This window comes from Pseudomonas sp. xss_2 (genome assembly GCF_043104195.1).
Lineage (GTDB): Bacteria > Pseudomonadota > Gammaproteobacteria > Pseudomonadales > Pseudomonadaceae > Aquipseudomonas > Aquipseudomonas urmiensis.
Map to the genome: position 1 here is coordinate 32,277 of NZ_JBICKL010000082.1, position 13,847 is coordinate 46,123.

9 protein-coding genes are annotated in these 13,847 nt (G+C 65.2%); 1 reads left to right on the top strand and 8 read right to left on the bottom strand.

The features are described from left to right. Positions 1-3: 3 nt before the first annotated feature. Positions 4-2,475: a UvrD-helicase domain-containing protein gene (locus ACF8K2_RS21605; RefSeq protein WP_392467526.1), complete on the bottom strand. Its 2,472-nt coding sequence runs from the start codon at positions 2,473-2,475 to the stop codon at positions 4-6. Between the two features lie 220 nt (positions 2,476-2,695). On the opposite strand from ACF8K2_RS21605, the gene ACF8K2_RS21610 reads away from it, so the two are divergent. Continuing rightward, a complete protein-coding gene (locus ACF8K2_RS21610) occupies positions 2,696-3,394 on the top strand; it encodes a pirin family protein (RefSeq protein WP_392467528.1) in 699 nt (232 codons plus the stop codon). 117 nt (positions 3,395-3,511) lie between these two features. Here the strand turns inward: ACF8K2_RS21610 and ACF8K2_RS21615 are convergent, their stop codons facing one another. The 7 genes from ACF8K2_RS21615 to ACF8K2_RS21645 form a co-directional block, all read right to left on the bottom strand. Beyond that, positions 3,512-4,894 carry an MFS transporter gene (locus tag ACF8K2_RS21615; protein ID WP_392467530.1) on the bottom strand — a complete coding sequence of 461 codons (1,383 nt, stop codon included), beginning with the start codon at positions 4,892-4,894 and terminating at the stop codon, positions 3,512-3,514. Next, on the bottom strand, positions 4,891-6,102 hold the full coding sequence (locus tag ACF8K2_RS21620) for an acyl-CoA dehydrogenase family protein (RefSeq protein WP_392467532.1): 1,212 nt from the start codon (positions 6,100-6,102) through the stop codon (positions 4,891-4,893). Before ACF8K2_RS21620 ends, ACF8K2_RS21615 begins: the two co-directional genes overlap by 4 nt. Before the next feature lie 10 nt (positions 6,103-6,112). Continuing rightward, positions 6,113-7,825, bottom strand: a complete 1,713-nt coding sequence (locus ACF8K2_RS21625) for a dipeptide ABC transporter ATP-binding protein (RefSeq protein ID WP_392467534.1) — start codon at positions 7,823-7,825, stop codon at positions 6,113-6,115. Then, positions 7,822-8,685 carry an ABC transporter permease gene (locus ACF8K2_RS21630; RefSeq protein WP_392467536.1) on the bottom strand — a complete coding sequence of 288 codons (864 nt, stop codon included), beginning with the start codon at positions 8,683-8,685 and terminating at the stop codon, positions 7,822-7,824. The genes ACF8K2_RS21625 and ACF8K2_RS21630 overlap by 4 nt, the downstream gene beginning before the upstream one ends. Then, positions 8,682-9,671, bottom strand: a complete 990-nt coding sequence (locus tag ACF8K2_RS21635; protein WP_225915596.1) for an ABC transporter permease — start codon at positions 9,669-9,671, stop codon at positions 8,682-8,684. Before ACF8K2_RS21635 ends, ACF8K2_RS21630 begins: the two co-directional genes overlap by 4 nt. After that, complete coding sequence (locus ACF8K2_RS21640) at positions 9,668-11,260, bottom strand: ABC transporter substrate-binding protein (RefSeq protein ID WP_392467575.1); 1,593 nt, start codon at positions 11,258-11,260, stop codon at positions 9,668-9,670. Before ACF8K2_RS21640 ends, ACF8K2_RS21635 begins: the two co-directional genes overlap by 4 nt. A gap of 216 nt (positions 11,261-11,476) precedes the next feature. After that, entirely contained in the window at positions 11,477-13,642 is a 2,166-nt protein-coding gene (locus ACF8K2_RS21645) for a TonB-dependent receptor (RefSeq protein WP_392467537.1), read from the bottom strand. Positions 13,643-13,847: the final 205 nt, after the last annotated feature.

A 13,847-nucleotide genomic window follows, 5' to 3' on the forward strand; every position in this document is an offset into this window, starting at 1 on the left:
ACCCTACTGGCCGCGCAGGTCTTCGAAGAACACCTGCCGGCCATCAACTTGGCTGGAGGCACGCGACAACTTGGCAGTCTCGCCAGAAGCCGCCTCCACATGCCAATAGCAGTGCCTGACTGCGCGGGTCACCGCCACGTAGGCCAGGCGCTGCACTTCTTCTTTCTGCGCGGTATCGAACGGCTGGGCGTCGCCAGCGCGGCCAAGATCTGCCAGACGATAGACCTGGTTCTTGTACGGCGAGCTGGTCAGGTACTGGCAGTCGCCGAGCATGAACACCGCATCGGCCTGCAAGCCCTTGGCGCTGTGGTAGGTCAGTTGGCGCAGGCGGCGCTGCTCGGCCGGCAAGCTAGAATCAGCTTTAACTACAGCCTGAATATGATCTGAAATCAGTAACTTATCGATACTTTTTCGAAACAATATCATCACCGATTCGCCGCGCTCGTAGTGTTCGATCACGGTCTGTCCAAGGGCCGCCTCATCACGATCGAAAATCCGCACCGGTGACAACGGCAGCGCTGCCGCCACGCCACTGGCTCGGGCCTTCTTGCCGGCAATCGCCTGCGCGCCTTTGACCAGATGCTCAGCGGCATCGATAACCTGCTGCTGGCTGCGGTAGTTTTCCACCAGCATCACCCGGGTATTGGCCGGTGACGGGAAGGTCTTGGTGAACTCCATGAAAAACTTCGGCGAGCTGCCGCGCCAGCCATAGATCGACTGCCAGTCATCGCCCACGCACAGCAACGATGAATGCTGGGCGCTACGCCCCACATGCATCGCCGGGCCGCGCCGGCGAATCTCGGCGAGGCTGGCGCGCAGCCAGCTGACGATCTGCGGCGAGACGTCCTGGAACTCATCGATCATCAAATGCGCCAACGGACGCAGCAATGGATCGGGCAGCAGTTGCAGGTTCTCTGGGTTGTTCTCGCCAAACAGGGCAAACATCCGGTTGTAGGTCATGACCGGAGGCGACTGGGCCAGCAGGTGCGCTTCCAGGGCTCGCCAGTACAGCGCCAAGGCCTCGAAGAATTGCCCATCGCTGTCACCTGGCGGGAAGCTCATGGCGGTAACCGCACCGCCCACTTCCAGGCCGAGGTTTTCGATGAAGCTCGCAGCCGCTACGAAAGCATCCAGCAAGGGCGCCGGCGCCAGCTCGCCCTTGACCTTGTATTCAAAGCCAGGCCCGGCTACAGCGTCGCCCGCCAAGGAGGCGGCCAGGCGCTTAGCCGATGCATAATTATCAAGCCATATCAGTGGCTTATCGCAGAAAGCTTGAAACAAGGTGCGTTTTACCGCCCACTCTGCGCGCACCGCAAGCTTGGCCCCCGGGCGCTGATACTGAGCACTTTCATTAGGGTCGAAGCCCAGCACCACCCACCCATCCTGGCCTTGCAAACGCCCATGCACATGGAAGCTGTGGCCTCGAATCTGCACGGTTTCGCGGCATGGCTCGATGCCCTTGATCGGCCAGGCACCGGCAGCGAACCACAGATCCTCGATCACGTCGCACAGCTCTTCGTCGCGCTGAGCGGCCAATTGGGTCACCTGCACGCGCTTTTGCACGTCGGGGTGGTCCGGGTCCAGCGGCTTGAGCTGCAAGGCCTCGCGGCGCAAGGCGCCTATCAGCTCGGCGAAACGCGGGCTGTCGCGCAACAGGTCGCGATAACACAGGTTGAGCTGCTGGCGCTGGGCGTCGTTCAAGCGCAGGTCGAACGGGTTGCTGTCGGCCCCAGCCTCACTGCCAGCGGGCATCTCGTTGCCCAGGGTTTCGAAGGCGCGTAGTTGGCCAAAGCCAGGCAGGCTGCGAACCAGCGGCAGGATCCGCGAATGGAAGGTACGCACCAGCTCGCGGGCGCTGACCGCTGGCAAGTCGAGCTGCCAAAGCGCGAACACCTGTTGCAAACGCTTGATGAAGTCTTTGCGCGACTCACGCGTGAAGGTCACCACGGTCATGGCGTCGAGCTCATAGCCCAGGTAATGGCGCAGCAACAGGATGCGCAGCACCAGCGAGGTCGACTTGCCCGCGCCCGCCCCGGCCACCACACAGGTTGACGGCGTATCGCTGAAAATCAGCTTCCACTGCGCAGCGCTAGGCTGGGCCTCGGCCGGGAGGCGCTGGGCCACATCAGCCTTGAAGCGCTTTTTCAGCTCGGCGCTCAGCGGCAGGCGCCAGTCATCGAACAGTTTGTCGTCCTGTCCGGGTACCCCAGGGTTTTCCGGGCGAGTATCGCGGATCACCAGAACCTGGCGCCCGGCCTCATAACCCTCGGCCCGGCCACGCTCGTAACCCTCGCGCAGGCCATCGGTATGGCCGCTGCGCTGGCCAGTGGCGTGGCCGAGGAACCAGGAGTCGCGGTGCTGCGCTTGCAGACGACTCAGGCCACGGCCCAACAGGCGTGCCGCCAGACGCCGAAACCAAGGCAGTTGGGCAGGCGGAGACAGGTCCGCTGGGACAAGGGGCTGCTCGTGTGGCACGGTCACTCCGTTGAAAATCCAATCAGCTGTGCATGTTCGCCGTATCCGCCAAAAATCACCAGCGAATGCTTGAAGATCAGTGAATTAGGCGATGAAACGCATAAAGCACCGCACCTTTACATATCTATAATTACGATCATATTTAGCCGATATTTACGCTTATTTTCGATCATTCAAACGCGCATCATGGCCCCATTCCACCGACTCAAGGAGCACGATCATGCTGCAACTGCGACCCTTCGATACCCTCGGCCATGCCAACCACGGCTGGCTCGACGCCCACCATCACTTCTCGTTCGCCGAATACTACGATCCGGCCCGGATGCACTGGGGCAACCTGCGGGTGTGGAACGACGACCTGATCGCCGCCGGCAGTGGCTTCCCGCCACATCCGCACCGCGACATGGAAATCATCACCTATGTGCGTGAAGGCGCCATCACCCATGAAGACAGCCTGGGTAACAAAGGCCGTACCGAGGCCGGTGACGTGCAGGTGATGAGTGCCGGTAGCGGCATCGTGCACAGCGAGTACAACCTGGAGCAGGTCGATACGCGGATCTTCCAGATCTGGATCATTCCACAGCGGGTCGGCGATGCGCCGTCCTGGGGTACCCGGCCATTCCCTAAAGGCCAGCGCGGCGAAGGCTTCGTGACCCTGGCCAGCGGTCGCGAGGGCGATGAGCAGCAACTGCGCATCCGCACCGATGCGCGCCTGGTGGCGGCTACCTTGCAAGCTGGGGAAAGCGCAGAGTACCGCTTTGACCTGGGCCGCCGTGGCTACCTGGTGCCGGCCAAGGGCGCGGTCGAGGTCAATGGGGTACGGGTCAATGCCCGGGATGGCCTGGCGATCGAGCAGGAAGCGCTGTTGACCGTCACGGCGATCGAGGACAGCGAGATCGTCCTGGTCGATGTAGCCTGATCACGATGCCCTTTAGCACCTCATCGCGGGGCAAGCCCGCTCCCACACGATCCGCGTTGTTCGCCGATTGTGTAGGCGCGGGCTTGCCCCGCGATGAGGCCCTAGAGGCCGCTTACCTCAATTGGCCAAACGCCGAAACACCATCCCCGATACCCCGCACAACCCCGCACACACCAGCATGACCGTGGTGACATCCGCCACCGACGTCTCCGCCCTTCCGTCCACCCCCGCCAACACCCCCAGCATCAACCCCGCCAGGCTCACCGACATGGCCATGGTCAACTGCCCCGACATCGACGAAAGCGAGGTGGCAGCAGCCGAGCGCTCCCCCGGCACGTCCTGATAGCTTGCCGCCCCCAGGGTGGAAAACTGCAACGAGCGCACCAGCCCTGCGACGAACAACACCAGTGCCATCAACCAGATCGCCGTATCCCGGTCGAACCAGGCGCACAGGGCAATCCCAGCGCCACTGAGCACGGCATTGCAGCTGAGCACCTGGCGATAGCCGTAACGGCGCACCAGAGGCACTGCCAGCAGCTTCATCAACAAGGCGCCGACGCCGCCGCTGACCACCAGCCAGCCCGCAGCCATCGGGCTCATGCCCAGGCAGTTTTGCAACAACAGCACCAGCAGGAAGGGTTGCGCCGCCGAACCGAGGCGAAACAGCCCGCCGCCGGCCTGGGTCACGCCAAAGCTGCGCAGGCGCAGCAGCGACAGGTCAACCAGCGGGTTGGGATGGCGCCGCGCATGCAGCAGGTAACCCAAGGCGCAAGCCACGCCGCCGCCGATCAAGGCCAAGGCCCACATCCGTGGCAGTTGGCCCAGCCCGAGCGACTCAAGGCCAAACACCAGCATGGCCAGTGCGCCGCCACTGAGCAGCAAGCCGCGCCCATCCAGCGGTGGCACCGCGCGCGGGGGGAAATCCGGAACGTGCTTGAGGATCAGCAGGCATCCCAGCAGGCAGATCGGCAAGTTGATCAAGAAAATCCAGTGCCACGACAGCGCCGTCACCAACAAACCACCCAGCAACGGCCCTAGCAGCGGCCCCACCAAGGCAGGCAAGGCCAGCCAGGACATGGCCTGGAGCAATTGCTCGCGGCTCGACCAGCGCAGAATGATCACCTGCCCCACCGGCGTCATCAGCGCCCCCGCCGCGCCCTGCAGCATACGCCCCAGGCATAGCTGCCAGAGCGACTCGGCCAAGGCGCACGCCAGTGATGCAGCGGTGAACAGCCCCATTGCCAGCAACATCACCTGACGCGGGCGAAAGCGCTCGGCGGCCCAGCCGCTGAGCGGCACGCACAGGGCCAAGGCCAGCATGTACAGCGACACCACCAGGTTCATGCGCAGGCCCGGCTCGCCAAAATCCGCCGCCATGCTCGGCAGCGCGGTCATCACCGCAGTGCTGTCGAGCAATTCCATGAACAGTGCGGCGCCGATGATCACCGGCACCTTGGGGCTTTGCAGATGGCCGACCAGGGCGGCCGGCTGTGCCGTCAAAACAGCCCCGAGACAGGTGGCCGGGTGCCTTTGAGTTGCCAGGCGCCCACCACCGCCGCCTTCCAGTGACGCGGGTTGTGGTTGGCCACGGTGCGGGCATTGCGCCAGTGTCGATCGAAGTTGTGCTGGCGGCCAGTGGTCGAGGCGCCGCCGACGTCGAACAGCGTTTCGGCGGCTTTGAGGGCCAACTCCGCCACCAGGTATTGGGCTTGCGCCACGTCCAGGGCGGCCTGCTCCACTGCGGCTTCGTCAAGCTGTGCGGTCCAGGCCCGGTCGATGCTCGCTGCTGCCTTGAGCACCAGCGCCTCGGCGCCAAAGGCACGCGCCGCGATATCGCCTACCGACAGCTCGACGTAAGGGTCATCGACCGAGCGGCTGGCGCTGCTGTGCTTGATCGGCCGGGCGTGCTCGCGGGCAAACTGACTGGCATCGTTCAAGGCATTGCGGGCGATCCCGGCCAGCACGGTGCCGAGAAACAGCTGCAAGAACGGCGTGACGATGGTGCGCTGGCCGTCTTGCACCGTGCGCGTGCGGATATCACTGGCCTCGACCCGCACGTTGTGCAAATGGGTGGTGCCGCTGGCGGTCAGGCGTTGGCCCATGGCGTCGAAATCGTCGACCAGCTCCAGGCCTTCTCGGTCACGCGGCAGGATGAACGACACCGGTTGTTCGTCCTCATCCAAGGCCACCGCGCTGACGTAGTCGGCGAACAGCGCCCCGGTGCTGTAGAACTTGCTGCCGTTGGCGCGGAAATGGTCGCCCTCGCGCACCAGGCGCGCGGCGATGGCGCCATTGGCGCCGCCCAGCTCCCAACCGGCATTGCCAATCACCGCGCCGTCAAGGTAGCGGGCGAACCAACGCTCACGCTCCTGTTCGGCGCCTTCGGCGGTTGCGGCCAACAGCCCCTCGACGAAGGCAAAGCCAGGGCGCAGGGCTTGGGCAACGTTGGAGTCGACCGAGGCCACCTGCAACAACAGCTCGATCACATCGCTGACACTGCCGCCCGGGCCGCCGTATTGCTGGGGAATGCGCACGGTGTACAGCCCAGCGGCGGCGAGCTGGGCGATGGCCGCATGCGGCAGGCTGCGCTCGCGTTCGCGCAGGGCTGCCCCGGCGGCGATCTCCGGCAGCAAGACTGCGATACGCGCTTTGAGTGCGGCGACAGTGGCAACGGGCGCCTGGGCAGGGAAACGTTGAAAGGTGGTCATGGGGCAGTCCTTAGATGGCAATTTTCCACAGTCGTGATTCATCGAACAGGTCGAAGGCTTCGTGTTCCAGGTCCAGCGGCGGCACTACCAGTTCGGCGCCGGCGCCCGGCAGGCGCGGCACCGAGCCGAGCAGGCGGCGGGTGTATTCATGTTCAGGGCGCTCGAACAACTGCTCGACGGGAGCCTGCTCGACCACCTGGCCATGGCGCATCACCAGCACGTCGTCGCTGACATGGCGGATCACCCCCAGGTCATGGGAGATGAACAGGTAGGCCAGGCCCAACTCGTCCTGCAGGTCAGCCAGCAAGTCGAGCACCTGGGCCTGCACCGAGACATCCAGCGCCGAAACCGGCTCGTCGCAGATGATCAGGCGGGGTTCGCTGGCAATCGCCCGGGCGATCGCCACCCGCTGGCGCTGGCCGCCCGACAGTTGCAATGGCCGGCGCTGGGCAAGCTCTGCTGGCAGGCGCACCTGGTTAAGCAGCAAGGCGATCCGGGCCGGTCGCGCGGCAGTATCGATACCCGCCACTTGCAGGGCATCGTCGAGGATCTGCGCCACGCTCCAGCGTGGGTCGAACGAGCCGAGCGGGTCTTGGTAGATCACGCTGATCTGGCGCCGCAGCGGCCGTCGGCTGGCTTCGCTGACCGCCTCGTCCGGCAAGTTCCACGGCTGGCCGCGGTACAGCACCTGGCCCTCGTCTGGGCTCAGCAGGCCCAGGGCGATACGCGCGACGGTGGTCTTGCCAGAGCCCGATTCACCGACGATGCCCAGCGTGCGCCCAGCGCGCAGGGTGAAATCAACCCCCTGCACCACTTGCCGCACCAGGCCATCGGGGCCGGCATAGCGCTTGCCCAGGCCGCGCCCTTGCAACAATACATCGCCATGCCCGCGGGCAACGGCTGGGCGGGTTACGCCCGCTGGCTGTGGCGACAGCCGCGTACCACGCGGGTGCTCGGCCGGCACTGCGGCGAGCAAGGCCTGGGTGTAGGCATGCTGGGGCTGGCGCAAGACCTGCTGCATCGGCCCCTGCTCCACCACCTCGCCGTGGCGCAGCACCAGCACCTCGTCGGCCAGCTGGGCGACCACCGCCAGGTCATGGCTGATGATCAACAGCGATGCGCCACGCGCCTTGATCTGCTGGAACACCTCAAGGATTTGCGCCTGCACCGTGGCGTCCAGGGCCGTGGTCGGCTCGTCGGCGATCACCAGCGCAGGGTCAAGGGCCAGCGCGCTGGCGATTAGCGCGCGTTGGCGCAGGCCGCCAGACAGTTGCCCCGGGCGCTGACGGGCGCGCAGGGCAACGTCCGGCACGCCGACTCGCTCCAGCAGCTCCAGCACCCGCGCATTGCGCTGCTGGCGGTCGCCGTAGCGATGGGTCTGCAGCACTTCGAGGATCTCCTTGCCGACCGGGCGCAAGGGGTCGAGCGAAACCAACGCATCCTGCAGCACGAAACCGATGTCCTTGCCGCGCACCTGGCGCCATTGGCGTTCGCCCAAATCGAGCAGGTCATGGCCGGCAAAACTCAGCTGGCGCGCGGTCACTTCACTGTTGGGCCCGGTCAGCCCGACCAGGCTACGCGCGCTGACGCTCTTGCCCGAGCCCGATTCACCGACCAGCGCCACGCAGCGCCCCGGGGCCAGGGTGAAGCTCACGTCGCGGACCACGCTGTTGCCGGCGAAGGACACTGACAGGCCTTCGACGATCAGGGTCTTGTCAGTCATGGCAGGCGGCCCTCCAGGCGTTGTTGGATATAGCGGCCGGTCACCGTGGTGGCCAAGGTGGTCAGCACGATGAACAGTCCTGGGAAGAAGGTCAGCCACCAGGCGTTGGCGATGAAGTCGCGGCCCATCGACAGCATGGTGCCCCACTCCGGTGCCGGTGGCCGGGCGCCAAGGCCGAGAAAACTCAAGGCCGAAGCCCAGACGATGGCCTGGCCGACGCCCATGGTCAGGGTCACGATCAGCGGCCGCATGGCGTTGGGCAGGAGCTGGCGCACAATGATCCGCGAGGTCGGATGGCCGAGCGCCCGCGCCGCTTCGATGTAGCCTGCGTTGCGCACCGCCAGCACCTGGCCGCGGACCATCCGCGCATAGCCCGGGGCGCCGCCCAGGCCGGTGGCGACGATCAGCGGGCCGATGCCGCTGCCGAACACCGCCACGAACAGCAGCGCCAGCACCAGGCTGGGAAAGGCGAACAGCACTTCCAGCAACCAACCGACCCCACGGTCGAGCTTGGCCCCGCCCAGCCCCCCAAGCAGCCCCAGGCTGATGGCGATGGCCATCGACAAGGCCGTGGCCGCCACGCCGATCAGCAGGCTCTGGCGGGCACCGTGGATGACCCGGGCGAAAATATCGCGACCGGACTGATCGGTGCCCAGCCAGTGCGCCCAGCTCGGCGGCTGGAACGCTTCGCGGGGCACGATGGCCAGCGGGTCGATGCGGGTGAACAACTGCGGCGCCAGGGCCGCCAGCAGCAACCCGGCGAGAAACAACAGAGCCAGGCTCGCACCCAGCGGCGGCAGGTGCAGCCGCCGTTGCCGGCGCAGCGGGGCCTGCGCCCGCTCAAGGATCAGTTCGCTCATGGCTTGGCCTCCTGTTGACGGGGATCGATCCACTGGTAGAGCAAGTCGACCAGAATGTTGGCCAGCACGTAGCCGGCAGCCACCACTAGGCTGATGCCGATCACCAGTGGCAGGTCCTGCACTTGCACCGCTTGATACAGCTGACGGCCGACGCCTTTGCGCGAGAAGATCACCTCGCACACCACCGCGCCGCTGATCAGCGCGCCAATCGCCCAACCGGACAACGACACCCCCGGCAGCAGCGCATGGCGCAGGGCATGCCGAAAGCGCACGGCCAGGTCGCTCAAGCCGCGACTGCGGGCGGTGAGGATGAACGGCTGGTCCAGGGTCAGTTCGAGCGATTCGCGGGTTACCTGGGCAATGAAGCCGGCCAGCGGGATGGCCAGGGAAAACGCCGGCAGCACCAGGCTCGCCAAGCTGTCGCTGCCCGCCGGCGGGAACCAGCGCAGGCCAAAGGCGAACACCGCCAGCAGCACCACGCCGAGCCAGAAGTGCGGTAATGCCGCGCTCAGGGTTTCGGCCATCGACGCCAGGCCACCGACCAGCCTGCCACGCCCGGCGGTCACCACCGTCAGCAGCAACACCAGCAACCAGGCCAGCAGCAGCGCCGCCACGGTCAGCTCCAGGGTTGCCCCGCCCTGCTCGGCCAACACCTGGGTCACCGGCTGGTGTTGCGAGTAGGACACGCCCAGGTCGCCCTGTAGCAGGCGGCCGAGGTAGAACACGTACTGCACCGCCAGCGGCTGGTCCAAGCCGTATTCCTTGCGCGTGGCTTCGATCGTCTCCGGGCTTGGGTTGGCGCTGGGACCGCCGAGGATCGCCAACACCGGATCGCCCGGCATCAAGCGCAGGGCGAAGAAGGTCAAGCTGGCCACGGCCCACAGCACCAGCACGCCACCGGCCAGGCGGATGACGGCGCGTCGGCCCAGGGCGGCCAGGCGTTCGCGGCGTGGGTCGGTCACTGCCAGGGAAGTTGCGCTGCTCATTTGCTCACCCATGCGTCATACAGATAAGTCACCGCCAACGACGGCTCCAGGCGCACGCCGTGGGCGGTCTTGTAGATGCCCAGGCGCGTGCTTTGCGGGTAGGTGTTCAGTTGCAGGTACTGCGCGGCCGCCTGCTGTTGCGCCCGGTGATAGAGGGCCCGGCGCTGCTCGGGGTCCTGGGTGGCCAGGGCGCTTTCGAGCAAGGCATCGAAGCCGGGGTCGGCATAGCCCGAGGAGTTCTGGTGGTAGCCGCCGACGCCCGCAGGCTGGACGAACGCCGAGCTGAAGATGATCCGCAGCACATCGGGGGTATTGGTATTCCAGTAGCCGGTGCGGATGTCGTAGTCCCAGGCCGCCTGGCGCGCGGTGACCTGGGCGTCGCTCATCTGGTCCAGCACCAGCTCCAGGCCGACCTGGCGGGTGGTGGCCTGGACCTGCTCCCACAAGGTCAGCTCCGAGGGCGGTGTGCGCGCGCCGATCAGCACGGTGGCGCTCAGGCGCTTGCCATCCTTGGTGCGGTAGCCGTCGGCGTCACGCCCGGTCCAGCCGGCTTCATCGAGCAGCTTCGCCGCACGGTCCGGCTGGTAGTTCTGGCTGTCTTCAAAATCGCCGCTGTAGAACGGCGTGGCCACGCTCAGTGGCCCGGCGGCACGCGGAAACTCGCCAAAGTAGACACTCTTGAGCGCGCCCTCGACATCAGCGCTGCGCACGAACGCCTCGCGCACCCGAATATCGTCGAACGGCGCACGGCGCATGTTGAAGGTGCCGTTGGTGGGGTTGCCGGGGCGCTGGGCGACGATCAACTCGACGTCCGGGTTGCGCCGCGCGGCTTCGTGGGATTCCGGCGGCAGGGTTTCGATCACATCCACCTCGCCCGCCTGCAGCGAGGCAAAACGCACCGAAGGCTCCTGGATGAACTTCCAGACGATCCGCTCCAGATACGCTGGGCCTTGATGCTTGGCGGTAGGCGGCGCCCAGTTGTAGTCCGGGTTACGGACCAGCTCGACCTGGTTCTGCCGGTCCCAACGGGCCACCTTGAACGGGCCGCTGCCCACGGGGCTTTCGCAGTTCTGGTCACGGCTGCGCTTGAGCGCGGTGGGTGACTGGATACCCAGAAAGCCCTGAGCCAAGACTTCGAGGAACGCCGCATAGGGCGTGGCCAGGCGCACCACGGCGGTGTAGTCGTCGAGCACATCGGTGCCGCGGTACTGGCGGATATAGCCGCCGGCCGTGCTCGATTGGGTCTTGGGGTCGGCCATATGGTCGAGGTTGGCCTTGACCGCCTCGGCGTTGAATGGCGTGCCGTCGGTGAAGCGCACGTCGCGGCGCAGGTGGAAGGTATAGCGCAAGCCGTCGGCGGACACCTCCCAGCGAGTCGCCAGCCACGGGCCGATACGCCCGTCGCTGTCCATCGACACCAACGAGTCGAGGTACTGCTGGGCGACGAACACCTGGGGCATGTCGCCGGCAACGTGCGGGTCGAGGCAGGTCGGCTCGCGGTCGGTTGCGTAGACCAAGGTGCCGCCATGCACCGGCTGGTCGCTGTGGACCGTACGCTGCTCGGCGCGCTCGCAGCCGACCAGGGCCAAGGCGGCACATAGCGGGATCAGGGGAAGGATTGGATGATTCAAGGTCGCTCCTGCGCAAGGCCCAAGGATGGTCAATGGGCTATTGCAGGAGTTGTGCCGGGTTCAAGGGCCTGATTTTATTGGGGTTGGCGACGTTTGCAGTGAATCAGGGCGGGCAAAGTGTAGGGCTGCTGTTGGCCTGCCAACAGTTGCCGCCTCATCGCCAATCGACGCCACTTAAAAATCGATCGAGCCTGAGAACTTCACCAACCGCGGATCGCCCTGGGTCAGGTAACCACCATTGGCCGAGGCCCAGTAATTCTTGTCGGTGAGGTTCTCCACATTGACCCGCAAGGTGATGTCCTTGCGCTGCACGCTAAAGCGATAGCGCGCGCCGACATCGAAGCGGTTCCAGGTCGGCAGGCTGAGCGTGTTGCCAGGGTCGGCATACTGCCCGCCGGTGCGCAGCATGCGCGCATTCAGCGCCAACCCCTCAAGCCCCGGCACATCCCAGTCGACGCTGGCGTTGAGCTGGAAGGTCGGCACCCCGACAGCGTGGTTGCCGTCATTGCTGCCATCCAAGGTGTTTTTCAACTCGGTGTCCATGCGCGTGCCGCCGGCCATCAGCCGCAAGCCGGCAATCGGTTCGCCGAACACACTCAGCTCCACGCCCTTGTTGATCTGCTCACCATCCTGGACGAACACGTTGCCCTGGACAAAGCCATCAGTGGGCCGCTCGATGCGATAAACCGCGAGGTTGGCGCCAAAGCGCTGATAGTCGAACTTGACCCCGGCTTCGACCTGCTTGGTCTCGGCGGGCGCAAATACCTCGCCGGCATTGATCACCTGCCCTGAAGCCGTTGCGCCCTGGGCCAGGCCTTCGATGCGGTTGGCGTACAGCGAGATCGACGGATTGAGCTTGTAGACGATGCCATACACGGGCGTGGTGACCGCTTCATCGTAGAAGGCATTGCGCCCAGCATCCGCGCCCTCGCCGTCATAGGCATAGCCCTCGACCCGCAGTTGCTGGCGGCGCACCCCTGCGGTGAGCAGCAGGGTGTCGTCGAACAGGCCCACGGTATCGGAGATGGCGATACTGCGGTTGCGGGTTTTGCCGGTCACGCCCGGGTCGTCCAGCTTGCCGCCGACGAAGGTCGGCGTGGTCGGTTTGGGTAGCGGGTCGGTGTGGTAGATGTTGGTGTCTTGCGAGTTATAAAAGACGAAGGCGTTCTCCTGTTGGGTCCAGATACTTGCCGCGCCGATATTCAGCTGATGGCTCAGCGGCCCGGTCTGGAAGCGGCCGTTGATGCCGCCCATGAAGGTCGTGTTGTCCTCGTTGTGGGGGATCTTGGAGCCACCGATAGTCGCCGCGCCGCTGCTGTCGGTAAGGATCGGCGTACCGTAGAAGCCATTCTCGTGGGTGTGCTTGGCGCCACCGGCCAGGTAGCCGCTCCAGTTGTCGTTAAAGTCATAGTCGCCGCGGACCATGCCGAAGGTGTCCTCGGTTTCGGTCCAGGCCCACTCCTGGCCGTAGTTGTGATCGGCGTCGGGGGCGCGTGGAATATCCGTCAGGCCGGCGCCCAGGCGCACCGAGTTGCGCATGTGGTTGACCCGCTGTTTCTGATAGCCGAAGTCGGTCGAGAGCTTGAAGTTGTCGCCACGGTAATCCAGGCCGATCACGAACAGCTTGCTGCGCTGGTGCTGATCATCCACCGCGGTTTCACCCTCGCGCTGAGACAGGTTCAGGCGCACGCCCAAGCGGTTGTCCGCGCCAAATCGCTGACCGAGGTCCAAGTGCTCGCCCAGGCGCCCATCGCTGCTGATGTCCTGGGTGTAGCGACGCGTTGGCGTGTCGCCGGCGCGCTTGGGTTGCAGGTTGACGTTGCCGCCCAAGCCGGTGCCGGTGGGGCTGGCGCCATTGAGAAAGGCGTTGGGGCCTTTGAACACCTCGACGCGCTCGACGGCATCAGGCGAGATCATCTGCCGCGGCAGCACGCCGTACAGCCCGTTGAAGGCGACGTCATCGCCATTGAGCGGCAGGCCGCGAATGACGAAGACCTGCGATTGGTTGCCGAAGCCGAACGACTGGCGCACCGAGGGATCGTTGAGCAGCACGTCGCCGATGTCTTCGGCCTGTTGATCCTCGATCAGCTGCGCGGTGTAGCTGGTCATGGTAAAGGGCACGTCCATCATGTCCTGGTTGCCCAGGATGCCCATCTGCCCACCGCGCGCCACTTGGCCGCCGGCAAATGCCTCGGGCAATTGGCTGGGCGATGGCTTGGCTGCCTCGGCGTTGACCGCGGTGGCATCGAGTTCGATAGGGCCGTCAGCCGCCTGGGCGTTGACGGCGAGGGAACAGCACAGGGCCAGCAAGGTCGGACGAACAGGGCAAGGTCGCGCCATGAAAAGCTCCGCAAGCGGTAGAGGGACGCCTTCCTGGCAGATGAGAAATGGAGAACAACTGAGTATTGTTTCTAGACGAGGTTACGAATTATTACCAAATCATCGCACTTTCGACGCGACCAGCGGTCTACTGCCTCTTTTGCCGCTTCTATGTCATAGCCGGCCGTTTTATTCGAACTGCACGGCAGAGGGCCAAAAGCCCCGT

What these genes read in the sequence shown, in the direction of transcription:
- ACF8K2_RS21645 (WP_392467537.1), bottom strand. Translation starts at nt 13,642, where the DNA reads ATGGCGCGACCTTGCCCTGTTCGTCCGACCTTGCTGGCCCTGTGCTGT.
- ACF8K2_RS21625 (WP_392467534.1), bottom strand. Translation starts at nt 7,825, where the DNA reads ATGACTGACAAGACCCTGATCGTCGAAGGCCTGTCAGTGTCCTTCGCC.
- ACF8K2_RS21620 (WP_392467532.1), bottom strand. Translation starts at nt 6,102, where the DNA reads ATGACCACCTTTCAACGTTTCCCTGCCCAGGCGCCCGTTGCCACTGTC.
- ACF8K2_RS21635 (WP_225915596.1), bottom strand. Translation starts at nt 9,671, where the DNA reads ATGAGCAGCGCAACTTCCCTGGCAGTGACCGACCCACGCCGCGAACGC.
- ACF8K2_RS21630 (WP_392467536.1), bottom strand. Translation starts at nt 8,685, where the DNA reads ATGAGCGAACTGATCCTTGAGCGGGCGCAGGCCCCGCTGCGCCGGCAA.
- ACF8K2_RS21610 (WP_392467528.1), top strand. Translation starts at nt 2,696, where the DNA reads ATGCTGCAACTGCGACCCTTCGATACCCTCGGCCATGCCAACCACGGC.